At 62.9% G+C, this 25,885-nt stretch carries 13 protein-coding genes (1 of these 13 cut by a window edge); 9 read left to right on the top strand and 4 right to left on the bottom strand.

Annotation, left to right across the window (positions count from 1 at the left end):
• The first annotated feature begins 129 nt into the window (after nt 1-129).
• The 3 genes from AB4O36_RS05450 to AB4O36_RS05440 are packed head-to-tail and all read left to right on the top strand — an operon-like array spanning nt 130 to nt 4,678.
• Nucleotides 130-1,302 carry an efflux RND transporter periplasmic adaptor subunit gene (locus tag AB4O36_RS05450; protein WP_460141194.1) on the top strand — a complete coding sequence of 391 codons (1,173 nt, stop codon included), beginning with the start codon at nt 130-132 and terminating at the stop codon, nt 1,300-1,302.
• A complete protein-coding gene (locus AB4O36_RS05445) occupies nt 1,303-3,276 on the top strand; it encodes a MacB family efflux pump subunit (protein WP_460122270.1) in 1,974 nt (657 codons plus the stop codon). It begins immediately after the preceding gene.
• 7 nt (nt 3,277-3,283) lie between these two features.
• Nucleotides 3,284-4,678, top strand: coding sequence for an efflux transporter outer membrane subunit (locus AB4O36_RS05440; protein ID WP_460141193.1), 1,395 nt, complete (start codon nt 3,284-3,286; stop codon nt 4,676-4,678).
• A gap of 135 nt (nt 4,679-4,813) precedes the next feature.
• Here the strand turns inward: AB4O36_RS05440 and pvdP are convergent, their stop codons facing one another.
• Complete coding sequence (pvdP, locus tag AB4O36_RS05435; protein WP_460122267.1) at nt 4,814-6,442, bottom strand: pyoverdine maturation tyrosinase PvdP; 1,629 nt, start codon at nt 6,440-6,442, stop codon at nt 4,814-4,816.
• A gap of 198 nt (nt 6,443-6,640) precedes the next feature.
• On the opposite strand from pvdP, the gene pvdM reads away from it, so the two are divergent.
• The 5 genes from pvdM (at nt 6,641) to AB4O36_RS05410 (ending at nt 16,248) form a co-directional block, all read left to right on the top strand.
• Nucleotides 6,641-8,005, top strand: a complete 1,365-nt coding sequence (pvdM, locus tag AB4O36_RS05430) for a pyoverdine-tailoring dipeptidase-like protein PvdM (RefSeq protein WP_460141192.1) — start codon at nt 6,641-6,643, stop codon at nt 8,003-8,005.
• Entirely contained in the window at nt 8,002-9,285 is a 1,284-nt protein-coding gene (gene pvdN, locus AB4O36_RS05425; RefSeq protein WP_460141191.1) for a pyoverdine-tailoring periplasmic protein PvdN, read from the top strand. The genes pvdM and pvdN overlap by 4 nt, the downstream gene beginning before the upstream one ends.
• A 27-nt stretch (nt 9,286-9,312) precedes the next feature.
• Complete coding sequence (gene pvdO / locus AB4O36_RS05420; RefSeq protein ID WP_460141190.1) at nt 9,313-10,185, top strand: dihydropyoverdine dehydrogenase; 873 nt, start codon at nt 9,313-9,315, stop codon at nt 10,183-10,185.
• Between the two features lie 256 nt (nt 10,186-10,441).
• Entirely contained in the window at nt 10,442-12,106 is a 1,665-nt protein-coding gene (locus AB4O36_RS05415) for a cyclic peptide export ABC transporter (protein ID WP_460141189.1), read from the top strand.
• Nucleotides 12,106-16,248, top strand: coding sequence for an amino acid adenylation domain-containing protein (locus tag AB4O36_RS05410; protein WP_460142113.1), 4,143 nt, complete (start codon nt 12,106-12,108; stop codon nt 16,246-16,248). The genes AB4O36_RS05415 and AB4O36_RS05410 overlap by 1 nt, the downstream gene beginning before the upstream one ends.
• Before the next feature lie 1,053 nt (nt 16,249-17,301).
• On the opposite strand, the gene AB4O36_RS05405 is transcribed toward AB4O36_RS05410, so the two are convergent.
• Nucleotides 17,302-19,779 (bottom strand): TonB-dependent siderophore receptor, encoded by a 2,478-nt coding sequence (locus AB4O36_RS05405; protein ID WP_460141188.1) that lies wholly within the window; start codon nt 19,777-19,779, stop codon nt 17,302-17,304.
• Between the two features lie 713 nt (nt 19,780-20,492).
• On the opposite strand from AB4O36_RS05405, the gene AB4O36_RS05400 reads away from it, so the two are divergent.
• A complete protein-coding gene (locus AB4O36_RS05400) occupies nt 20,493-20,801 on the top strand; it encodes a DUF3077 domain-containing protein (protein WP_460122258.1) in 309 nt (102 codons plus the stop codon).
• A gap of 177 nt (nt 20,802-20,978) precedes the next feature.
• Here AB4O36_RS05400 and AB4O36_RS05395 read toward each other — a convergent pair whose 3' ends face one another.
• The gene (locus AB4O36_RS05395; protein ID WP_460141187.1) at nt 20,979-24,182 is read right to left on the bottom strand and encodes a non-ribosomal peptide synthetase; all 3,204 of its coding nucleotides are present in this window, start codon (nt 24,180-24,182) and stop codon (nt 20,979-20,981) included.
• Nucleotides 24,179-25,885: the 3' portion of a non-ribosomal peptide synthase/polyketide synthase gene (locus tag AB4O36_RS05390; protein ID WP_460141186.1), read on the bottom strand. It continues 11,745 nt past the right edge of the window; the window shows 1,707 of its 13,452 coding nt (coding positions 11,746-13,452); its start codon lies off the right edge, out of view; it ends in the stop codon at nt 24,179-24,181. The genes AB4O36_RS05395 and AB4O36_RS05390 overlap by 4 nt, the downstream gene beginning before the upstream one ends.

Below are 25,885 nucleotides of genomic sequence, written 5' to 3'. Positions count from 1 at the left end.
AATTCCTTCGCGATTCCATCGTTTACAGGACAGCCCCCGTTTCTGTCGGCCGTCCGACAGCGTTCGCCGTGTCGCCGATTTTGCGCGCAGCCTGCATGACGGGCCGAACTCCATTGGCCGGAACACCGCATGAAACGTCCCCGTCACGCCCGACGCGCCCTGCTTGTCGCGCTTTGTCTGATCCCGATCATTGCCGTGTCAGCCTGGCAGGTGCTGCCACCGGGCCGTGATCAATACGCCACGGTGCAGGTCGGGCGCGGTGACATTGAAAGCAGCGTCACCGCCCTGGGCACCCTGCAACCACGACGTTATGTCGACGTCGGCGCCCAGGCATCCGGCCAGATCCAGAAGATCCACGTGGAAGTCGGCGACGTGGTCAAGGAAGGCCAGTTGCTGGTGGAAATCGACCCGTCCACGCAACAGGCCAAGCTCGACGCAGGACGCTTTTCCATCGATAACCTCAAGGCCCAGCTCCAGGAGCAACGGGCCCTGCACGATCTCGCCCAGCAAAAGTACAAACGCCAACAGAATCTCGCCGCTGGCGGTGCGACCCGCGACGAAGACGTGCAGACTGCCCAGGCCGAGCTGCGCACCACTCAAGCGCGTATCGACATGTTCCAGGCGCAGATCCGCCAGGCTCAGGCCAGCCTGCGCCGCGACCAGGCGGAACTTGGCTACACCCGAATCTATGCGCCCATGAGTGGCACCGTGGTCGCCCTTGACGCCCGCGAAGGCCAGACCCTCAACGCGCAACAACAGACGCCGCTGATCCTGCGCATCGCCAAATTGTCGCCTATGACGGTCTGGGCCGAGGTGTCGGAGGCCGACATTGGCCACGTCAAACCGGGCATGACCGTCTGGTTCACCACCTTGAGTGGCGGCAATCGGCGCTGGAGCAGCACGGTGAGGCAGATACTGCCGATCCCGCCCAAGCCGCTTGACCAGACCAGCCAGGGCGGTGGCAGCCCGGCCAGCACCAGCAAGAGCGGCACCGGTCGCGTGGTGCTCTACACCGTGCTGTTGGATGTGGATAACGCCGACAACGCACTGATGGCGGAAATGACCACCCAGGTGTTCTTTGTCTCCAACCAGGCGAAAAACGTGCTAACGGCGCCGATAGCCGCTTTGCAGGGCAGTGCGCAACCGCACAGCCAGACTGCCAACGTGGTGGCGAAAAACGGCGCCATCGAACAACGCACCGTGCGTACCGGCATCAGCGACCGCCTGAAAGTACAGATTCTCGACGGGCTACAGGAAGGCGATCACCTGCTGATCGGCCCGGCCGACGGGAGTGGCGGCTGAATGCAGACGCCCCTGATCGAACTGCAGGACATTCGCAAAGCCTACGGCGGCGGCGATTCGCCAGAGGTTCACGTGTTGCGCGGCATCGATCTGTCGATTCATGCCGGCGAATTCGTGGCGATTGTCGGCGCCTCCGGGTCCGGCAAGTCGACACTGATGAACATCCTCGGTTGCCTCGATCGCCCCACCTCGGGTGAATACCGCTTCGCCGGGGAAAACGTCGCGGCCTTGGGCAGCGACGAATTGGCCTGGCTGCGTCGCGAGGCCTTCGGTTTTGTGTTCCAGGGCTACCATTTGATCCCGTCCGGCTCGGCCCAGGAAAACGTCGAGATGCCGGCGATCTATGCCGGCATCCCGGCCGCCGAACGCCACGCCCGCGCCGCCGCCCTGCTCGACCGCCTGGGCCTGGCCTCTCGCACCGGCAATCGCCCGCATCAACTGTCCGGTGGCCAGCAGCAACGGGTGTCCATCGCCCGTGCGCTGATGAACGGCGGCCACATCATTCTCGCCGACGAACCCACCGGCGCCCTCGACAGTCACAGCGGCGCCGAAGTCATGGCCTTGCTCGATGAACTGGCAAGCCAGGGCCACGTGGTGATTCTGATCACTCACGATCGTGAAGTGGCGGCGCGGGCCAAGCGCATCATCGAGATTCGCGACGGCCTGATCATCAGCGACAGCGCCCAGGGCAATCCCGACGCGCAACACTCGGCCAATCCCGGCGCCCTGCAAGCCGTCGACCTGCGCAAGCGACTGAGCGAAGGCGCGGAGGCGACCGGTGCCTGGAAAGGCGAGGTGGTGGACGCGGTACACGCGGCCTGGCGCGTGATGTGGATCAACCGCTTTCGTACCGCACTCACGCTGCTGGGCATCATCATCGGCGTAGCGTCGGTGGTGGTCATGCTGGCCGTTGGTGAAGGCAGCAAACGACAGGTGATGGCGCAAATGGGTGCCTTTGGCTCGAACATCATCTACCTGAGCGGCTCGGCCCCCAACCCACGCACCCCGCCAGGCATCGTCACCCTCGATGACGTCGCGGCACTGGCCAGCCTGCCGCAAGTGATGCGCATCATGCCGGTCAACGGCGCCGAGGCCGGCGTGCGTTTTGGCAACCTCGACCACATGAGCTACGTCGGCGGCAACGACACCAACTTCCCGGCCATCTTCAACTGGCCCGTGGTCGAAGGCAGCTACTTCACCGCTGCCGACGAACAGAGCGCCGCAGCCGTCGCGGTGATTGGCCACAAGGTACGCAACAAGCTGCTCAAGGATGTCGCCAACCCCATCGGCCAGTACATCCTGATTGAAAACGTGCCGTTCCAGGTGGTCGGTGTGCTCGCGGAAAAAGGCGCCAGCTCCGGCGATTCCGACAGCGACGACCGCATTGCCGTGCCCTATTCGGCCGCCAGCGTGCGCCTGTTCGGCACCCACAACCCGGAATACGTGGCGATCGCGGCCGCCGATGCACGCAAGGTCAAGGAAACCGAAGCCGCCATCGAGCAACTGATGCTGCGCCTGCACAACGGCAAAAAGGATTTCGAGTTGACCAACAATGCCGCAATGATCCAGGCCGAGGCACGCACCCAGAACACCCTGTCGCTGATGCTCGGGTCGATTGCCGCGATCTCGTTGCTGGTGGGCGGGATCGGCGTGATGAACATCATGCTCATGACCGTACGCGAACGCACCCGCGAGATCGGCATCCGCATGGCCACCGGCGCCCGGCAGCGGGACATCCTGCGCCAGTTTCTCACCGAAGCGGTGATGCTTTCGGTGGTGGGCGGCCTCGCGGGGATCGCCCTGGCGCTGATCGTCGGCGGCGTGCTGATCCTCAGCGAAGTCGCCGTAGCCTTTTCCGTGGTGGCCGTGCTGGGCGCCTTCGCCTGCGCGCTGGTCACCGGTGTCGTCTTCGGCTTCATGCCGGCCCGCAAAGCTGCCCGGCTCGACCCGGTCACGGCCCTTACCAGTGAATGATCGACCTATGAAACCGCGTCTCAGCCTGTTGACCCTGTGCCTGCTGCTCAGCGCCTGCGCCAATAACGTCCCGCGCCCGGACAGCGGCATCGTCGCGCCCGCCGCGTGGCAGTCGCCGCACATTGCCCAGGCGGTTCGCAGCAACGCCCAATGGTGGAGCCGCTTCGGCAGCCCCGAGCTCGACCGCCTGATCGAGCAGGCCCGGGCCGGCAGCTTCGACCTGGCCGCCGCCGTCGCCCGGGTGCGCCAGGCCCAGGCCGGCACCGTGATCGCCGGCGGCTCGCAACTGCCCGAAATCAAGGGCGCCGCCAACGCCAACCGTCAGAAGCTGCTACGCGGCAACGGCTACAACCAGCTCGACGTCGACGACAGCAACAAGGCCGTTGACTACTTCGACGCCAGCCTCACCGCCAGCTATGAACTCGACTTCTGGGGTGGCCAAAGTGCGACGCGCGACAGCGCCCGCTTCGGCTTGCAGGCCAGCGAGTTCGACCAGGCCACGGTGGAGCTGACCTTGCTCAGCGGCGTGGCCAGCACTTACGCACAAACCCTGTCCCTGCACGAACAACGGCGCATCGCCGAACTGAACCTGGCCAACGCCCAGCGCGTGCTGAATCTGGTGCAGACCCGTTTTGATTCAGGTTCGGCCACGGCCCTGGAACTGGCGCAACAGAAGAGCCTTGTGGCCGCCCAGCAACGGCAATTGCCAACGGTGCAACAACAGGCGGTGGACGCCCGGATCAGCCTCGCCGCCCTGCTCGGCCACCCGGTGCAGGAATTGCCGCCGTTGCAAGAGACGTTCGACCAATTGCAATGGCCCACCGTCGACAGCGGCGTACCCAGCGACCTGCTCAGCCGACGCCCGGACATCGCCCGCGCCGAAGCCCAACTGGCGGCGGCTCAGGCCGACGTGCGCGTCGCCCGCGCGGCCATGCTGCCAACCGTGACCCTGAGCGCCAACCTGGGTTCGGGGGCCAACACCGCTTCCGATATCTTGCGCAGCCCGTTCTACAACCTCACGGCCGGGCTCGTTGCGCCGATCTTCAACAACGGCAGGCTGGGTGCCGAGCGCGACAAGGCCAGCGCCCGGCAGCAAGAGCTTCTGGAAAACTATCGCGCCAGCATCATCAACGGCTTCGCCGACGTGGAAAAAGCACTGAACAGCATTCGTGGGCTGGATGAACAACGTCAATGGCAAAGCGAGGAACTGACCCAGGCGCAGACCGCCTTCAACATCGCCCAGAGTCGATATCAGGCCGGGGCCGAGGATTTGCTGACGGTGCTGGAAACGCAGCGCACGCTGTATGCAGCGCAGGATTTGAATGTGCAATTGCGGTTGGCGCGGTTGCAGGCGAGTGTGGCGTTGTACAAGGCGCTTGGGGGTGGGTGGCAGGCGCTGTGATTGGCGGTGACTGTCAGGCCGCCATCGCGGGCAAGCCCGCTCCCACAGATACCTCAGGTGTTCACATAATGTGTGACTAACCGAGTCCCTGTGGGAGCGGGCTTGCCCGCGATGAACGATAACGCGGTCCCACGCCTAGCTGCTGATCGGATTCACCTTCAAATGCCGCGCATACCAAGGCCGCTGCGGCACACGCCGGAACAACCCGGCCAGTTTTTCTTCATCGTCGATAAAGGTAATCCGCAACGCCAGTTTCATGGTCTCGGGGTCCATCTCCATCGACTTGCCCACCTGCAAACCTGGTGTGGTGCTGCATCCGTGGGTATCCGGCCCCAGCCAGGGATCAGCCACCTCGACCCAGCGCCCCGGCGCAAACCACGGCACACCATTGACCTGCAACCGACTGACTTCCCCCGGATGGAAACGCTCATGGGCGCGAAACCAATCTTCCAGGCGATCGTCGATCCAGCCGTGGAACTGCCAGAACACCGGATTGACGTGGGAAGAAAACGGGTCGCCGAGGAAATCATTTTCCGGCGCATACCAGCGCGCCGCGAAATCCGCCGGATCCCGGGCGAACGGCACCGGCTGGCCATTCGACGGATCGCGTGGCACCGAGGCCCAGCGCATGTGCAGCCAGTCATGCAAGCCCAGCTCGACTTCCGATCCGAACTGCCCCAGGGTCATTTTCGAGAGGTAACGTGGGTCGCGGTAGCGTGACTCCCAGACTTCGAAATTGCTGTGGTAGGTCTCGGCGGTCTTGATGTCGCTGACCCACTGCGTGTACTCGGTGTCTTCGGCGGCCTGCCAGGTGGGCGGCAGCGCCGCGCCGTCATGATTGTCGAAGTAGCGGGCGAAGCCCTGGCGATCCCGCTCCAGCTCCGGTTGGGGCATGGGGAAGCTCGACCACGAAGGCAAATCCTGCATCGAACGCGCCGTGCCGAGCATGTGCCGGTGCATGAAGAAAAAGTCGATGCCCGAGCCATTGCGGTCCTTGCGATCCCCTCGAGCATCGCGTTCCTGGCCCCGTGGACCGGGCTGCCAGCCGATGCCGCGCAAGGCATCGCGCTTGTCTTCGGACAGGCGGTGCCATTTGTCCCGGCTTGCGTGCCAAAGTTGATGGAACAACCGATGCTCGGGGGACACCAGCCAGGCCAGCAGCGTCGGACTCAGGCCGACACGCTCACGGGCCTCGGGGAACAGGCGTTTACGCGCAACGAAGCGATTGTCCCGCTCCGGCTCGGCGAGTGGCCGGTCCAGGCGCAGCAGACGGCCACTAAGCGTGCCGCTGCCGGCGTTGCCGAAATCGGCCCAGACTTCATCGAGCACCACCGCCAGCTCATAGACGGGCGCGTCGTCGCTCGACTGGCTGTCGAACAGGCGCCAATACAGTTCGGTGGGTTGTGGCTGTACCAGATCGCCGATCACCCGATAGCGCGGTGGCGCGTCACCGCGCAATTGCTCGGTGGTGTCGAGGAAGCCACGCAGCCCGCGACCACGCTGGGCAACATCAAGAAACAGCTCCAGGCCGGTCAACGGCAAGCCTTCCAGCCCCGCATGCGAACCTTCGAAACGAATGTCCCAGACCCCGCGCAGCGCGTTGGCCAACTGTTGGCCGGCGGCATCAGCCAGCTCGACCGTGGCCTCCCCGGGGGTGATCGTCGGGTCCGGTTTCGACCACTCACGATGCCCGAAAAAAGCCGCCGGCACCGCAGCGCCTGTGAGCGCCAGGCCTGCCATGAACCATCGTCGAGAAATCTTCATTGCCCTACCTGTGTCAGCCGTGAAGCAGGCTTTATCCAAGCTAGAACGAGCGTTGCCCGGCTAAATTTAGAAGCCATCGCGAGCAGGCTCGCGATGAAGCCTGCACAAACACTAAATTCCTCCCTCAGCCACTCGTTCTCCCCAGATAGCAAAGGCCCCCGCGCCTGCACTTCGACGGCGAACCTGACTGAGACGGCAATGAAAAGACCACGTTCGAAAAAGGCTCTGTACATCGGCCTGCCATTGGCTTTGGCGATCGCCGCCGCGGGCGGGTTCGCCGCCTGGGATCACTGGTTCAGCGACGATCTCGGTTACCCGGCCAACGTGGTGAAGCAGGCTGATGAGCTGCACCAGCGCCTGCTCTCTTTCGACAGCCACGTCAGCCTCACGCAGAACTTCGGCACCGACGGCAACGAGGCTGACAAGGATGGCGACGGCCAGTTCGACCTGGTCAAGGTCAACCGTGGTCAGTTGTCTGGCGCGGCGCTGACCATTTTCGGCTGGCCGGAAATCTGGAACGGCGCCAACGCCCCGCACAAGCCCACCGACGGGTTTGTCGACGAGGCGCGCAACCAGCAGGAGATCCGCTACAAAATCATCACCGGCATGGTCCGCGACTTCCCCAACCAGGTCGCCATCGCCTACACCCCGGACGATATGCGCCGCCTGCACGGCGAAGGCAAGTTCGCCATCTTCATCAGCATGCTCAACGCCTACCCGCTGGGCCACGACCTGAGCCAACTGGACCTGTGGACCGCGCGCGGCATGCGCATGTTCGGCTTCAGCTACATCGGCAACAACGATTGGGCCGACTCCTCGCGCCCACTGCCGTTCTTCAACGACTCGCCCGATGCACTCAACGGCCTCTCGGATCTGGGCAAGCAAGCGGTCACGCGCCTGAATGACCTGGGCGTGATCATCGACGTGTCGCAGATGTCGACCCAGGCCCTGGAACAGGTTGCGCAGCTCAGTCGCACGCCGATGGTGGCTTCGCACTCGGCGCCACGGGCGATGGTCGACATCCCGCGCAACCTCAGCGACAAGGAAATGCAACTGATCAGGAACAGCGGCGGCGTGGTCCAGATCGTCGGCTTCTCGCAGTACCTCAAGCCGTTGACGCAGACCACCCAGGACAAGCTTAACGAGCTGCGCAACAGCTTCGACCTGCCGCCGCTGCCCAACCTCGCCATGGCCCTGATGCCGGGTGACCCGATCATCGCGGCGTGGTCCGAAGAGAAGTTCGGCAAGTACGCCAGTCGCCTCTACGCGATCCTCGAGGAAGAACCCAAGGCGAGCCTCAAGGACCTGGGCGACGCCATCGACTACACCGTGCGCAAGATCGGTATCGATCACGTCGGCATCAGCTCCGACTTCAACGAGGGCGGTGGGGTCAAGGGCTGGGAGAACGTCGGTGAGATCCGCAACGTCACCGCCGAGCTGATTTCACGCGGCTACTCCGAAGCCGACATCGCCAAGCTCTGGGGCGACAACTTCCTGCGGGTCTGGGACCAAGTGCAGAAAGCCGCCAAGCCCGCATTGATTTCCCGCCAGGACACACCATGACTGATCGTCGCACCTTTCTGAAACAGGCCGGCCTTCTGGCCGCCGCGCTGCCATTGAGTGGCGGCCTGCCTAACGTCTGCGGCGCAGCATCACTGGCGCCACCCCTGCCTCGGAACAAATGGGCGCAACTGCGGCAATTGTTCGATCAGGATCCGGACTACCTGCATTTCTCCAATTTCCTCGTCACCTCGCATCCCAAACCGGTACGAGACGCCATCGCCATGCACCGCGAGGCCATCGACAAAAACCCCGGGCTGGCCATGGACTGGGACATGGGTGTGACTGAACAGCGCGAGGAAGAAGTGCGCGTCTGGGCCAGTCGTTACTTGAACGCCGACGCCAAGCAGATCGCCTTGACCGGCAGCACCACCCAAGGGCTGGCGATGATCTATGGCGGCGTGCAGGTGCGTCCGGATCAGGAAATCCTCACCACGGTCCATGAGCACTATGCGACCCATACGATTCTCGATTTGCGCCAGGAACGGGACGGCATCCGCGTGCGCAAGATCGAATTGTTCAAGGACCCGCAAACCCTGTCGCACCAGGAAATCCTCGACAACATCGACCGGGCCATCGAGCCGCACACCCGCGTGCTGGGCATGACCTGGGTGCATTCGGGCAGTGGCGTCAAACTGCCGATTGCCGACATCGGTGCGCTGGTGGACAAGCACAACCGCAACCGCAGCGAACAGGACCGCATCGTGTACCTGGTGGACGGCGTGCACGGGTTTGGCGTCGAGGACCTGGATTTCCCGACCATGAACTGCGATTTCTTCATCACCGGCACCCACAAATGGCTGTTCGGCCCCCGTGGCACCGGCCTCATTTGCAGCCGCAGCGCCGAGGTCAAATATGTCACGCCAATCATCCCGACGTTCTCCGAGGCCGAACACTTTTCCACCACCATGACACCCGGTGGGTTCCACTCGTTCGAGCATCGCTGGGCGCTCAACGAAGCCTTCAAGCTGCATTTGCAACTGGGCAAGGCCGACGTGCAGGCGCGTATCCATGAGCTCAATACCTACTTGAAACAACAGTTGGCCAAGCACCCGCAGATCGTACTGGTGACACCGCGCAGCCCGGAGTTCTCCTCGGGCTTCACCTTTTTCCGGGTCAAGGGCAAGGACTGCGACGCCATCGCCGCTTACCTGATGCAAAACCGCGTGGTGGCCGACGCCGTGGAGCGCGACGTCGGCCCGGTGATCCGCACGGCGCCCGGCCTGCTCAACAACGAGAGCGAAATCGATCGATTCATGCTGTTGCTGGCCAGGCAGCTCTGATTTATCCACTTGTTGACGAGGGAAGCGATGAACCGTTCGTTGTCAGGTTTTTCCATGGGGGCGTTGTTGACGCTCGCCATCGGCGCGTTGTTGCCGGCCAGTGCCCAGGCGGACGCCATTGCCCCGGGCAAGGTGTTCAAGGACTGCAAGGATTGTCCGCAAATGGTAGTACTGCCCGCAGGGACCTTCACCATGGGCACCCCGGAAGATGAGGTTGGCCACGAGCCCGACGAAAGCCCGCAACACCCGGTGACCTTTGCCCATCCGGTGGCGATCAGTCGCTTCCAGGTACTGGCCGGAGAGTGGCAGGCCTACTTGCGCGACACCGGTTACGTCATGCCCGACGGCGACGACCGTCCAGGACGCGAGTGCAAGGCGGGCATCCCGCGTTACGAATACACGGCACGGCACCCAGCGGTGTGCATGGATCTTGAGGAAGCGCGTGCGTATGTAGTCTGGCTGTCGAAAAAATCCGGCAAAAATTATCACCTGGTCAGCGAATCCCTGCGCGAATACGCCGCCCGCGCCGGCAGCACCGGGCCGTTCCCCTTCCCGTTCGATGAAGGCAAGGAATACAGCATCGCCAAGCACGCCAACACCTACGGCGCCGCAGACGGCTACAACTTCACCTCGCCCGCCGGACGCTTCCCGGCCAACGCCTTCGGCGTGTATGACATGCACGGCAACGTCTACGAATGGACGGCTGATTGCTACACCGAAAACTACGTGGGCGCCCCCAGCGACGGCAGCGCCTGGCTGACCGAAGACTGCAAGGTCCAGCGCCTGCGCGGCAACGACTGGGGTGAAGCACCGGTGTTCTCCCGCTCAGGCAACCGCAACGCCGCCTACGGCGATGCCCGCGGGGATTGGCTGGGCTTTCGGGTGGCGCGGGATCTCTGATCCCCACCCGCCCCTATACGGTGAACACAAATCAACTGTGGGAGCGGGCTTGCTCGCGATGGCGGAGTGTCAGACACCATTGATACTGAGTGTGCCGGCCTCATCGCGAGCAAGCTCGCTCCTACAGGTCTCGTGTTTAGGCCGGTATTCCCCCACAAGCCCGTGCGCGGCTAAATCGTCGCCCACGGGTTTCGTCTTTTAACCAGCCCAACTCTTTGAACCCCCGCCCTCGTCGGCACTTGCAGTGGAATTGCCCATGACCTCAAAACCCCGCGGAGCCATCAGTGAAGTCCTTGGCCTGCTCAGGCCCTATCGGGTCGTCGTGGTGCTGTCCATCCTGCTCGGCATGCTCGGGGGCCTGTCCATCACGGCGTTGCTGGCGACCATCAATGACGCCCTCAACGCCGAAGGCATTCCTTCACCAAAGGTGCTCGCCACCTTTGTCGGCTTGTGCATCGCGGCGCTTGCGACCTCGATCCTGTCCGACATCGGCACCAACCATGTCGGCCAACACATCATTGCCGGGCTGCGCAAATCCCTGGGGGAAAAGGTGCTGCTGGCCCCCATCGAACAGATCGAGCGTTTTCGCAGCCACCGTCTAATCCCCGTGCTGACCCACGACGTCGACACCGTCAGCGACTTCGCCTTTTCCTTCGCCCCGCTGGCCATCGCCTTCACCGTAACCCTCGGCTGCCTGGGTTACCTGGCTTACCTGTCGGTGCCGATGTTCGCCCTGCTGCTGGTCGCCATCGTCATCGGCACGGTGGTGCAATACGTGGCCCGGGCGAAGGGCATCAGGGGATTCGAGGCCGCCCGTGAAGCCGAAGACGAACTGCAAAAGCACTACAGCGCCATCGCCGCCGGCGCCAAGGAACTGCGCATCCATCGCCCGCGCCGCCAGCGCATGTTCAGCCAGCGCATCGAAGGCACCGCCGACTACATCTGCAACACACACATCCGCTCGATCAATACCTTCGTGGTCGCCAAAACGTTCGGCTCGATGCTGTTTTTCGTGGTGATCGGCCTGGCGCTGGCCCTTCAAGCGTTCTGGCTGGGCACCGACAAAGCCGTACTCAGCGGTTTCGTGCTGGTGCTGTTGTACATGAAAGGCCCACTGGAATACCTGGTGACCACCCTGCCGGTAATCAGCCGCGCCAACATCGCCTTCAAGCGTATTGCCGAACTGGCCGAACAATTCTCCTCGCCGGAGCCGCACCTGCTATTGCGCGAAAACGCCGCCGAAAAGAAAGCCACCGTTCAGCAGCTGCAAATGCGCGACGTGCACTATGCCTTCCCCGCCGTCAAAGGCAGCGCCGCGTTCGAACTGGGCCCCGTCAACCTGACAATCAAACAGGGCGAAATCGTGTTCATCGTCGGCGAAAACGGCGGCGGCAAAACCACCCTGATCAAACTGCTGCTGGGCCTCTACGCGCCGCAACGCGGTGAAGTGCTGGTCGATGGCAAGGTGGTTGGCGCCGAAGGCCGCGACGACTACCGCCAGCTGTTCACCACCATTTTCGCCGACTACTACCTGTTCGATGAACTGGTACAGGGCGACCAGCAGGTGCCGGACGACGCCAACCGCTACCTGGAACGCCTGGAAATCGCCCACAAGGTCAGCATCCAGGATGGCGCCTTCAGCACCACCGACCTGTCCACCGGCCAGCGCAAACGCCTGGCCCTGCTCAATGCCTGGCTGGAGGAACGCCCGGTGCTGGTGTTCGACGAATGGGCCGCCGACCAGGACCCGACGTTCCGACGGATTTTCTACACCGAGCTGTTGCCCGAACTCAAATACCTGGGCAAGACCATCATTGTGATTTCCCACGATGACCGCTACTTCGACGTCGCCGATCAATTGGTGCGCATGGAAGGTGGGCGGGTCGTCGCGCAACAGCAACCGCTGGCGACAAACGCATGATGAACGATCTGATCGACGACGATGTACTTGCCCTGTTGCTGGCAGACGCCGCAGACCACACCCGGGACATCACCGCCCGGCCCCGTCAGGCGCCGGCTGCCATGTCCTTTGCCCAGCAACGCTTATGGTTTTTGCAGCAACTGGCCCCGGCCAGCGCCGCCTACAACCTGCCACGGGTGATTCGTATCGGCGGCGCGTTGCAGCCCCAGCGCCTGGAGCGTGCGTTGAATCAGTTGCTGGCCCGTCACGACATCCTGCGCACGGCGTTCCGCGAAATCGACGGTGTGGCGATGCAGGTGGTCGATGACCAGGCCCGGCTGACCCTCGACCAGCACGACCTCACGTACCTGGCCGAACAGCCCCGCACCGAGGAGATCGCCCAGCGTATCGAGGCCCAGGCCAACACGCCGTTCGACCTGCGCCAGGCTCCGCTGATGCGCGCCACCCTGCTCAAGGTCGACGCCGATGAGCATCTGTTGCTGATGGACATGCACCACATCGTTTCCGATGCCTGGTCCAACGCGATCCTCATGCACGACCTGACCCGCGCCTTTGTCCACGACCAACCGCTGCAGCGCCCCGCGATGCAGTACGCCGACTACGCCACCTGGCAACGCGGCGAGTACCTGCACAGCGCGGCCTGCGCCAACAGCGCCACGTACTGGCAAAACTACCTGGGCAAAGCGCTGCCGACCCTCGACATGCCGGTGGACTTTTCGCGCAGCGAGCAGCACCGCCATCCGGCCGGCCAGCACGACCTGCGCCTGTCGGCCGAGCTGTGCGCCGACCTCAACCGCTTTTGCCAGCAACAGGGCCTGACGCCGTTCGTGGTCGCCCTGGGCGCCTGGCAATTGCTGCTCAGCCGCTACAGCGGTCAGCAGGACTTCACCGTTGGCGTGCCCAACGCCACGCGCAATCGCAGCGAAACCCAGGAACTGATCGGTTGCTTCGTCAGCAGCCAGGTGTACCGCGTGCGGATCGACCCGCTGCTGCCAGCCCGCGACTTCCTGCAACGACTGCGCCGCGAATCCATGGCAGCCTTGGACCACGGCGACTATCCACTGGAACTGAGTTTCGACGCCCTGCAATTGCAGGCCAGCGCGCAAGCCAACCCGCTGTTCCAGGTGCTGTTCAACTGGCGCACCGACAGCATCGCCCACGAACGGATCGAACTCGACTGCCTGTCGCTGGAGTTTCTCGAAAGTGGTCCGGGCCAAGCCAAGTTCGACCTGTCGCTGGATGTCAGCTACTCGCTGCTGGGTATCGAGGCGAGCCTGGAATACAGCCGCGACCTCTACCTGCCGGCGACCATCGCGCGCATGGCCGAGCATTGGCTGAACCTGCTGCGGGCGCTTGTGACTGAGCCGGCCTGTGCCCTGGGAGAACTGGCGCTGCTGAACGACGCCGAACGTCAGGTGCAACTGCACCAGTGGAATCCGCCTCTGTCGCCACCGCCCGAAGAGAGCGTGCATCAGTTGTTCGAACGTCAGGCACGGGCGACACCGGATGCCGTAGCGCTGATCTGCAACGAGCTGACGCTCAGTTATGCACAGCTCAACGCCGCCGCCAACGCAGTGGCCCATGGCTTGATCGCCCAGGGCGTCGGACCCGAGGTGCTGGTAGGCATTGCCGTCGAGCGAAGCGCTGCAATGATCATCGGCCTGCTGGCGGTGTTGAAGGCCGGTGGCGCCTATGTGCCGCTTGACCCCGATTACCCGCAGGAGCGCCTGGGCTGGATGATCGAAGACAGCGGTCTGAGTGTGTTGTTGAGTCAACAATCCCTGCTGGGACGCCTGCCGTCATTACCAGGCGTGCAGATCCGCTGTGTCGATGATCTCGACGTTCCGGGCACATCGAACATGCCCAATCCGCCTTGCCGCACCACCGGCCACAACCTTGCCTATGTGATGTTCACCTCAGGTTCCACCGGGCGCCCCAAAGGCGTCGGCATTACCCAGGCCGCGCTGACTCGCCACACCCAGGTGGCGTTGGCGTTTCTCGGCCTCACGCCAGAGGACCGCTCGCTGCAATTCGCCACGTTCAATTTCGATGCCTTCGTCGAACAGCTTTACCCGGCGCTGATCTGCGGCGCCTCGGTGGTGCTGCGCGGCCAGGACATCTGGGACAGTGCCACCTGGTACCGCGAACTGCTCGACAAACAGTTCACCACCAGCGATCTGACCACCACCTACTGGAACATGCTGGCCAAGGATTTTGCTGCCGCAGGCAATCGCGACTACGGCGCGTTGCGCCAGGTGATCGTCGGTGGCGAAGCGATGCCGCCGGAGGGCGTGGCGGCCTGGGGCCAGGCGGGACTGGGGCATGTAAAACTGCTCAACACCTATGGGCCAACGGAGACGACAGTCAGCGCCACCCTGCTCGATTGCAGCGGCTACGTGACCGGGCTATTGCCCCTTCCCCGCAGCATGCCGATTGGCCGACCGCTGGGCGGACGCAGCATTTACCTGCTGGACAATGGCGGCCAACCGGTGCCGGTAGGCGTGGTCGGTGAACTGGTGATTGCCGGCGACCTGCTGGCGCGAGGTTATTTCAAGCGCCCGGACCTCACCGCCGAACGCTTCATGCCCGATCCGTTCAGCACCCCGGGCGGGCGTCTGTATCGCACCGGCGACCTGGCGCGCTATCGCGCAGACGGGGTGATCGAATACGTCGGGCGACTGGATCATCAGGTGAAGATTCGCGGTTTTCGCATCGAGTTGGGCGAGATCGAATCCTGCCTGCTGCAATCGACGGCAGTGCGCGAGGCCTTGGTGGTGGCGCGTGAAGGGTCGGCCGGCATGCAACTGGTTGGCTATGTGGTCCTCCACGACGCGACCTTGAGCGAGCAGCAACAATTCGAACTGCGCGACTCCCTCAAGGCCGAGCTGAAGGCCACCTTGCCGGGCTACATGGTGCCCACGTACCTCATGGTGCTGGCCGCCATGCCGGTAAGTCCTAACGGCAAACTCGACCGCAAGGCGCTGCCGCTGCCGGAGCTTAGCCAGTCCCAGCGCCCCTTCATCGCTCCCGAAACGCCTCTGGAACAGGGTTTGGCCCAGCTCTGGCAGGAAGCGTTGCAGATCGAACGGGTCAGCCTCGACGACAATTTTTTCGAACTGGGCGGCCACTCGATCCTGGCCATCCAGTTCATCTCGGCGCTGCATGCGCGCCTGGGCATCAAGCTGGCGCTGCAACAGATGCTGGCGCACCCGAGCATCGAGGCACTGGCGCGATTCATCGCCCTGGAGCACCAGCAGACTGTGCGATGCGTGGTCGAGTTGAATACTTCCACGCCGACAGCCGCCCCCCTTTTCTGTCTGCACCCCAGCGGCGGCATCGTGTTCTGCTATCAGCCGCTGGCGAAAAAACTCGGCCCCCATGCCCGGACCTATGGCGTGATGCACAAGGGGTTCGCCAACAAGGACGCGAACCCGCAGGGCTGGGCCGAAATGATCGATGACTACAGCGCGCAGATCATCGACAAGCAGCCCTACGGGCCTTATCGACTGATGGGCTGGTCGCTGGGCGGTGCGATTGCCATGGATGTGGCGGCGCACCTTGAGCGCCAAGGTCATGAAGTGGCTTTCCTCGGTCTGGTCGACACCACCCTGCCGGACCGTTACCTGCCAACCGATCTGCCGCGCAAACCACTGGAAGAAGACAACCCCGACCACCTGAGCCCGGAGAACGAACTGCTGGCGACGCTGGAAGTGTTCAGCCTGATGTTCGTGCATCTGGAAGAAGCCGCCTCGGCCTACGTCGCCGAACATCCCGGCACTGACCTCAAGGCGTTCTACCGCTGGGCCAGCGCGCAGACGGCCACCGGCGAACAGGAAATGATCGCCACCCTGGACGGCATCAAGCAGGAAATCATGAACGCCCAGGCCTATGCGATTCATGATCGGCTGGTCGATGCGTTCGACGCCTTTACCCTGCCGATGCTGAAGGTCCAGGCCAGTTGCTGGTGGTCGCTGTCGCACAAGAGCCTGGAGCAGGTGTTGCATTCGGAGCATTTGCTCAGGGCTCACAGCGTGAGTGGGCAGTTACAGGGCTCGATCCATTCGCCACTGCCGCACAGGAGCATGATCTACAGCGAGGCGTTATTGGCGTCGTTTTTTGAGGTGTTCCTGCAAAGCCTGTAAATCCCCGACCCTCTGGAGAATCACCGCAAACCCTGTAGGAGCTAGCTTGCTAGCGATGGTGGTTAACGATAACGCCGGCAGCCTGATACCCCGCGGGGCCTGGTCTTCCATCGCGAGCAAGCTCGCTCCTACAGAATCACCGCCGTCCCTGTGGGAGCGGGCTTGCCCGCGATGGTCGTCAACGATGACACGGGCGGCCTGATACCCCGCGGTGCCTGGTCTTCCATCGCGAGCAAGCTCGCTCCTGCAGAATGTTTGGTGTCACAAATATCCAGGGGCCCACCGCCCCTGTAGGAGCTAGCTTGCTAGCGATGGTGGTTAACGATAACGCGGGCAGCCTGATACCCCGCGGGGCCCGATCCTCCATCGCGGGCAAGCCCGCTCCTACAGAATCACCGCCGTCCCTGTGGGAGCGGCTTGCCCGCGATGGTCGTCAACGATAACGCGGGCAGCCTGATTCCCCGCGGTGCCCGATCCTCCATCGCGAGCATGCTCGCTCCTACAGAATCACCGCCGTCCCTGTGGGAGCGGGCTTGCCCGCGATGGTCGTCAACGATGACGCGGGCGGCCTGATGCCCCGCGGGGCCTGGTCTTCCATCGCGAGCAAGCTCGCTCCTACAGAATGTTTGGTGTCACAAATATCCAGGGACCCACCGCCCCTGTAGGAGCTAGCTTGCTAGCGATGGTGGTTAACGATAACGCGGGCAGCCTGATACCCCGCGGTGCCCGACCCTCCATCGCGAGCATGCTCGCTCCTACAGAATCACCGCCGTCCCTGTGGGAGCGGGCTTGCCCGCGATGGTCGTCAACGATAACGCGGGCAGCCTGATTCCCCGCGGTGCCCGACCCTCCATCGCGAGCATGCTCGCTCCTACAGAATCACCGCCGTCCCTGTGGGAGCGGGCTTGCCCGCGATGGTCGTCAACGATAACGCGGGCAGCCTGATACCCCGCGGTGCCTGGTCTTCCATCGCGAGCATGCTCGCTCCTACAGGGCAAAAAAAACGCAGAAGCTGGGCTTCTGCGTTTTTTGTTTCAACCGTGCTTCAGTGCATCAAAACTCCGGCGTGTACTTCACGCTGAACATCACGTTGCGTGGGTCGCCGTAGTTGTTGTTGCCGTCGAGCTGGTTATAGCCAGCGGTGAAGTACGTCTTGTCGAACAGGTTGTTGGCGTTCATGGCCAGTTCGATTTCCGGTGTCAGCTGGTAACCGACGCGAGCGTTCCACACGGCATAACCAGGGACGTTGACGCTGTGATTGAAGCCTAGGGTGTGGGTTTGCGCGGTGAAACCCAGGCCAGTGCTGACACGGTTCCAGTCGCCAGTCCACTGGTAGTTACCCCACACGCGCACCATGTGTTTCGGTGTCCACCAGCTGAAAACCTTGCCCTCGTTAGTGGCATCCTCCAGGTATTTGGTGGTGTTGTAGGTATAGCCGGCGAAGAGTTGCAGGTTGTCGATCACTTCGCCGCTGATTTCGGCGTCGATACCTTGGCTACGAACCTTGCCCGAGGCCGTTGAGCAGTACCAACCGTCGCAGGTCTGCGGACCATCCTCATTGAGCACGGCACGGTTTTCCTGGTCGTAGCGGAACAGCGCCACCGACGTGTTGACCCGGCCATCCATCAACTGGCCCTTGAGGCCAATCTCGTAGTTGGTGCCAATGATCGGCTTGATCACGGAGCCGGCGGTATCGCGCTCGGTCTGCGGGGTGAATACGTCGGTGTAGCTGGCATAGACCGCCCACTCGCGACTCAGGTCGTACACGATACCGGCATAGGGCGTGACTTCGCCGGTTTCGTTGGTCTTGCTGTCAGGATTGGCAGTCAGGCTGGTCGCATCCTGGCTCCAGGATTTGTAGCTGTAGTCGTACCAACTGACCCGTGAGCCGACAACCAGTGTCAGATCATCCACAGGCTTTACGCGCCAGCTCCCGTAAAGGCCTTTCTGGCGGATGTCGTATTTACTCGGTGTGCCGAAACCGCCCGCATCGAGCAAGCTTTCATAACTGATTTCAGGACGGTCATGATCGATGTCGAAGATGTTGCCGGAGCCATCACCAAAGGTACGAGCGTATTTGTCGTCTGAGCGGTACTTGGAATAGTTGCCGCCGATCATGACTTCCTGCTGCATCGACAAGGCTTCGAACTTGCCGGTGAGGTTCATGTCCAGACCCAGTTTGGACGAGTCGGTATCGGTGACAAAGTCCGCGTACTGCAAGCCGCTGCCGTCGGGCTCAAGACCATCGCCAAAAGCTTGCGAGCGCTGGTTTTTCGCCTTGTTGGTTTCGCTCATGTGCACAGCGCCGACCTTGAACGCCCAGTCTTCGTTGAAGCGGTGTTCCAGGTCGGTATAGAGCGTGGTGACGTCGATGTCGGTGTGGTTCCACTTCGCACCGGTGTAGGTGGAACGTGGGATATCGACGGGTTTGCCATCAGCGTAACGTGGGAAGCCCCGAACGTTGCTGCGCGAAGTGCCGTCGGAGTTACTGACGGCAAAGCCCAGGGTGGTGTCTTCGCTCAGGTCGAAATCCAGTGCGCCGTAGAGCGAAGTGGTCTTGTACCACTCCTTGTCGACGAACGAGTGGCTGTTGTCCTGATCGGCGACGAAGCGGCCACGAATGGTGCCAGCCTGGTTCAGAGGACCGCCCGCATCCAGTTGCAGGCCATAATGATCCCAGGAGCCAGCCTTGCCGGTGAGAGTCACGGTCGGCGCAGCCTGGCCGCGCTTGCGCACCAGGTTGACCGCACCGCCCGGGCTGCCGGTGCCCTGCAACAAGCCGGAGGCGCCCCGCAGCACTTCCATGCGGTCAAAGAAGATCAGGTCCTGGGTTGCCCAGTTTCCCAGGGCATAGGTGTTACGCGGGATCGGCACGCCGTCGTATTGCCAGTCATCGATCTGAAAGCCTCGCGAGCTGAGGATCAAACCCCGCCCCACCCCTTGCGCGCCAACCAGACCGGTGGTCTTGTTGGCTGCGTCCTTGAGGTCGACGATGTCCTGGTCGTCCATCTGCTTGCGGGTCATCACGGTGACCGATTGCGGAATCTCCTTGAGGGTGTGGGTGCCCTTGCCAATGGTCACGGCGTTGGAGGTGTAGGAGTTGGAATTCTCGGTCGTGGCGTCCACCCGCTGGCCGCTGATGGTGGTGGCGCCCAGCTCCAGGCTTTCGCCCGTGGCGCCGCGCACGAGCATCAGCGTGTTGCCTTCGAAGCTGTAGCGCACGCCGGTGCCCTTGAGCAGCTCGGCAATCGCCGCTTCCGGGGTGTATTTGCCGCTGACACGCGTGCTGCGCAGGTCGGCCATCTCGCTGGCGTCGTAAATCACCTGGCGGTTGGTCTGGTTGCCAAACGCCTTCAGGGCCTGGGGCAGCGACTGCGCCGGAATGGTGATGGCGAATTCTTCCGCCAGGACCTGCGCACTCAATGGCAACAGGCAAGCCATGCCCAACCCGGCCAGCGCGTGGCGCGGGCGAATGCTTCGGGACATGACCAAAGCCTTGAACAGAGGTTTGAACTCATGAATTGCTGACATCGTGCTCTCTATTATTGGTAGAAGGATTGGACGGCCAACCGTTGCCTGGACCTTCGACCGGACCCCTCCCCGGGTATCGGTCGTCCGGACAACGGAAAAATTCTTGTAGCGCCGCACGAACCCTGAGGCAGTTCTACCTGCCCGGTTTTGCGTGCTCACAGAAGTGAGACGCAGCACCGGGGAAAAACCGGAATGAGTTTATTTATCATTTGTGGATTTTTTGTAAAAAGCCCCCGATGGACCCCATTGCCCTGTAGGAGCGAGCTTGCTCGCGATGGTCATTAACGATGACGCTGGCTGCCTGGTGCCCCGCGGTGTCCGATCGTCCATCGCGAGCATGCTCGCTCCTACAGAGGATTGTGTTTAACCGTACAGGGGAATTATCGGATGGCGCCTACAGGTCTTTGTAGGCAAACTCTGATTCTTGCTGTTGGGCAATTTGATGCCTTGTTCCGCGTTTCTTTGGCGGGATAGTCTCGGGTCGTCGCTGAGCATTCAGCGGTCGGGTGTGGTAACCCGAGAAACCAGCGCGACAGTGCATGAGTCATGAACACAGGCAGTTTTCATTGCCTGTGTTTTTGATATGGCGGCTGTGCGTGGGACGCCCTTGGGCGTGCCGGTTTCCTTGGTTTCCGGTTTACCACCCTGCGTGCAGCTGCCACCCTTTCGTGTGGTAACGAAATGGCAGCTCCTCAAACCTTGGAGCTAAATCAATGAAAAGCACAGATGCCTCTTACCCCGGAGACCTCAAAACCATCGGCCTCACCCCGCTCATCTACTGCGAAAACCAACCCCTGTTCCACGTCACCCGCGACGTTCCCCTGTGTGACGCCCTGGCCATGGCCTCCGACTTCCTGTTCCTCGCCAAAGGCCTGACCCAGGACGCTGCCTACGCCCGAGACTCCGACCGACACGCCTGGGCCGCGCATTACCTGACGCAGATGGGTAAGGCGTTGGTGGATGATGTGGTGAAAGTGCTGGAGCCCGTGCCAGAACGAACACAAGCCGAACCCAAGAAATAAACCTGCCTCCCCCTGTAGGAGCGAGCTTGCTCGCGATGGTGGTTCAGGCAACGCTGGTTGTCAGACAGTCAGCGTCGCCTGAACCACCATCGCGGGCAAGCCCGCTCCCACAGGGGCAGTGTCCGTCAGTAGATATTGGGGGGGACTGTAAGATCGTTATCGCGAGCAAGCTCGCTCCTACAGGGCCTTCGCCTCCTGCAACTGCCGCACCAGCAAAGCCTTTTCCTCCGGGCTCATGCCGTCCAATCGCAACCTCGCCTGGGCGATTTTTTCCAGTTGGCCCGGGACGCTCTCACTCGCCCGCAACGCCTGGGCCAGGCCGGCCACCGTGGGGTGGTCGAACACCAACCCCGGCTGGATCTCGCATTGCAGCAGCTTGCGAATCCCCGCGACCAGCTTGATCACCAGCAACGAATGACCACCAGCCGCAAAGAAATCACGGTCGATGCCCAGGCGTGGCAGGTCGAGCAGTTGCGCCATGCGCGCCGCCAGCAACTGCTCCAGCGCATCGCGCGGTTCCAGGCCAGTCTCATCAGGAGACTGCGCGCCCAACAGCTGCAACGCCTTGCGGTCGATCTTGCCATTGGCCAAACGCGGGAAACGCTCAACCACCTGGATCTGCTGGGGCAGCATGACATTCGGCAAGCGAAGCGCCAGCGCAGAAAGCAGGTCGTCGAGCCACCCGGAAACCGGCATCTCCCTGGCCACGACGAATGCCAGCATGCCCGCGGACGCTGCGGCCCCCGGGAGCACCAACGCCTGTGCAACGTTCGGCAAACGCAACAACTCGGCTTCGATCTCCGCCAGTTCAATGCGGAACCCCCGCACCTTGATCTGCTGGTCACGCCGCCCGTGCAACTGGATCGACAGATCCGGCCGGTAACGCGCCAGGTCACCGGTGCGATACAGCCGCTGCGTGGCATCGAACGGGCTCTGGATAAACGCCTGCGCATCGGCTTCGGCGTTGAGGTAACCGCGGCACAGTTGCGCGCCGCCCAGGTACAACTCGCCCAACACACCGACCGGCGCCAATTGCAGCGCCTCGTCGAGCACGAACACCTGGTTGTTACCCAGCACCTCGCTCAAGACCCCCGAGTCGCCGTCCAGCACCAACGGATGCACCAGCACCCCTACTGTCGCCTCGGTCGGGCCATAGTGGTTGAACACCCGGCAATCGCTGCGCAAACGAGCGATGCGTGTGAGCAAGGCCGGTGCAATGGGCTCGCCGCCCAGAATCAACGTGCGCGGCACGTGCGCCTGTTCGCAGTGGAGCAACGCAGCCAGGTGAGAAGGCACGATTTTCAGGCAGTCGATGGCCTGTTGTTGCACGAACGCGGCGAAGCGGCTGGCGTCCTGCATCTGCTCGTCGCTGGCCACGTGCAGGGTAGCGCCGTTGAACAACGCGCCGAACAAGGCCGTGTTGCCCAGGTCCGCCGCCACCGTGGAGGTGAATCCCACCTGCCGGCACTGCTCCAGCCCCAGTGCGTGGCTGACTTGCGCGGTGTAGTTGAGCAGTTGCCGATGTTCAATCACCACGCCCTTGGGCTGACCGGTCGAGCCCGAGGTGAACAGCACGTAGGCCACGTCGTCGCCCCGGGTTTGCAGTTCAACAGCAGGCTCAATCCCAGACACCGACGAGGCATTAAACAGCGACGTCAGCGTGCTCACCCGCACCCCACTGCCCTGCCACTGTTCCAACTGCCGACCATCGACCAGCAACAGCTCGGCACCCGCCTGCTCCAGCATCAAGGCCTGACGCGCCTGCGGCCATTGCGGGTCCAGCGGCAGGTACGCCGCGCCGACCTGCCACGCCGCCAGCATCGCCACCACCAGGTCGACCGAACGCGGCAACGCCAGCGCGACAATCGCACCACGCCCCAGCCCCTGGGCGCGCAAAGCCTGAGCCAGCGTAGTCACCTTCGCCTGCAATTGCCCGTAGCTCAGACGCTGCGTGGCGTCGGTCAAGGCAATCGCGTCCGGGTTGCTGCGGGCATGTTCGACAATGCGTTGCGGCAGATAACGCGCCTCGACCACGCTCGGTGCCGGGTTGATCGCCAGCAAGCGCTGCTGTTCGTCGGCACCGAGAAGCGACAACTGTCCAAGCAGCGCGCGCGGGTTGGCGACAATGGCGCCCAGCAACACCTTGAACTGGCCGACTAGCCCTCCAATCGCCTGCGCGCTGTAGCGCGAGGCGGCAAAGTGCAGGCGCAGCGCCTGTGCCGCACCGCTGTCATCCAGCTCGGCTTGCATCAACAGTTCCACCTCTCCGGGCGCCGACGGCTGCGGCGACGGCAACCAGTGCAACCCGGCCGTCTCGGCACGCGGCGCACGCCACACGGCGAAACCACAAGCCGGAACCGCGACCTTGGGTGCCAGTTCCGGCGCCCAGTATTCCTGCCAGGTGCGATGTTCATCCAGACGCGCCGCCAATTCCGTCAGCCAGCCATCGAACGGCGCGGCCAAGGGCAGCGCCAGGTTCAGCGGTAGGCTGCGCGTGAAAACGCCCAAGGCGTCGGCAAAATATTCGTAGTCCTCGCGGCTGTCGTGGCGCACCCCGACCAGCATCTGTTCCTGCCCGCTCAAACGGGCGAGCAACAACCACCAGGCCCCTTGCAGCAACAGGCTTTGCGGTTGTTGCAGCGCCGCGCTGGCTTGCTGCAAGCCGACCAGCAGCGCAGGTTCCAGCGCGCTGCTGAACAAGGCGGAAGCCGACTCGGCACTGGCCTTGCGATAGGCCAACCATGGGCTGGACAACTCGACGTCCGCATCCTGCAGGTGTTCCTGCCAATACAACCGGGCACTGGCAGCATCTTCATCGAGCACCACTTCGCTGCGCCATTCCAGGTACTGACCGAACTCGCCTGGCGCATCGTCGCCCTCGGGCAAGCCCTGTTCATACGCCAGGCGCACTTGCTGATAAAGCAGATGCAGACCATTTTCATCGCTGCAATGCCGCGCCACGCCAAACACCAACTTCCACTGCGCATCTGCCAGGCGATACAGCACTGCCTGGGCATTCTCCGACTCGCCCGGCACAAACGAACGCGCCGCCCATTCGTTCAGTTGCGCTTGAATATCAGCCGCCGACTCGATCCGCGCCTGCACCGTCAACGGAAAGCGCCCAACCCCCGCTGCAAACTGGCGAAGACCATGGAACCCCGCTGCCTTGCCCAGTTGCGCGAGCAACATCGGCTGCTGCGCCAGCACGGCATCCAGCGCTGCTTGCAAGCGCTGCGGGTCCAGTCCGCCATTGATGTCCACTTCCAGGAAATGCAAGGCATCGGCGCACACCGAAGCCTTCGGCAACTGCGCCAGCACACGCTGCTGCTCCGGGGTCAGGGCATGCCCCACATCCTGCTGATCCATGGTTACAGGGTTCATGCGCCGGTTTCCTCGGTGTTCGGTTGCGTCATTCGCAACGTGCTGTGGTCGACCATGTCGCCCATGGCGACGACGATTTTGCGTGGTCCTTCGTACGGATCGCGGGCGTGGGCCACCAGCATGTTGTCGAGCAGGATCGCGTCGCCCTTCTGCCAGTCGAAACGCACTGCGCATTCCTCGTACAGCTCGCCGATGCGCTGCATCACCTCGTCTTCGATCGGCGTGCCGTCGCCGTAGTAGACGTGGCGCGGCATGCGTTCCAGGCCGTACATCGACAGCAGGTCTTCACGCACTTCCGGTTCCAGCCAGTAGATGTGGTGCAGTTGCACCTGGTTGAAGAACGACTTGGCGCCGGTCACCGGGTGACGAATGATGGCCGGGCCCGGCGTGCGGGTCTGCAACTCGTCGTTGTCCAGCCAGCGCCACTGGATGCCACCGGCGCGGCAGCGGGCTTCGACTTCGGCGCGGTCCTCTGTCTTAAAGAAGTGCTGCCACGACACGTCGAGCTTGTCGGTAAAGGTGCGCACGTAGAGCAAGCCCTTGTCCTCGAACTTCTCGCGCAAGTCCGCCGGCAGCTTTTCGTACATCAGGCGGCAATCCACCACCGGCGTGGCACCGCCCGACAGCGAAGGCTGCTCGCAATAGAACATCTGCTTGCGCGGCCAGCGGTCCTGGTGCGAACTCTCGTTGTGGAACAGGATCATCTTGCGTTCCGGGTACGGCGTGGAGCGGTAGGTGTTCTTGCCGCCCTCCTTCTTCGGCAGGTCGCCGTACTGGCCGTAGAGGCCCGGCTGGATGGCCTCGGCGAAGGCTTCGAAGCCCTGGACGCCGTCGAGTGCGAAACCACGGAACAGGATGCCGGCGTGTTCGGCCAGTTTCTGCTCGAGCAATGGCCGGTTCTGCTTGATCCACTCGATCAGGTCCAGGTTCGGCTCGTTCGGCTCCACCAGCAACGGGAACGGCTGTGGTGCAGCAAGCAGCGATTCACGCACCGGCGCCGGGCGGATCTTGCTCACGGTGGCGGCGGAACGCTTGAGGAATTTGCCGAGTTTGTCGGCTTTCGGTCCTGGCACGGCGGGCCTTGCGGCTGCGGCTGCGTGTTCGACTGGCATGCTGATAGCTCCCAATTGAATGTCCTGATCAGCGACGATCTGTTCCAACAGGGCTATCCAGGCCTTGACCAGGTACTGGATGCGCTCATGTCCGAACAAGGTTGTGGCGAATTGCCAATTACCCAGCAATTGCCCTTCTTCATCGTCAACGAACAACGCCATGTCGAATTTAGAATGGGACTCCAGCACCGGCAGCGTTTCCACGCTCAAACCGCCCAGGGTCTGCACGCGGCCGGGCAGATTGTTCATCACGAACAGCACCTGCACCAGCGGGTTCATGCCCTTGTGCCGCGCCACTCCGCACGCGTCGACGATCATGTCGAAGGGCAGGTCCTGGTGTTCCAGGGCGCCGAGCAGCGTCTGTTGGGTGTTCGCCAGGAAGCTGGCGAACGGTACAGCGGCATCGAAGCGCGAACGCAGCGGCAGCACGTTGACGAAGAAGCCGATCAGGCGCTCCAGCTCCGGTTGCCCGCGCCCGGCCACGTCGGCGCCGACCAGCACGTCCGCCGCTCCACTCACCTGATGCAGCAGCACCTGGAAGGACGCCAGCAGCGTGCTGTACAGGGTCACGCCGGCCTGGGTCGAGTGCTG

The sequence above is a fragment of the Pseudomonas sp. S2_E01 genome, assembly GCF_054668365.1.
Note: the sequence above shows the minus strand (reverse complement) of the source record. Positions and strands in the feature narration are given on the sequence as shown.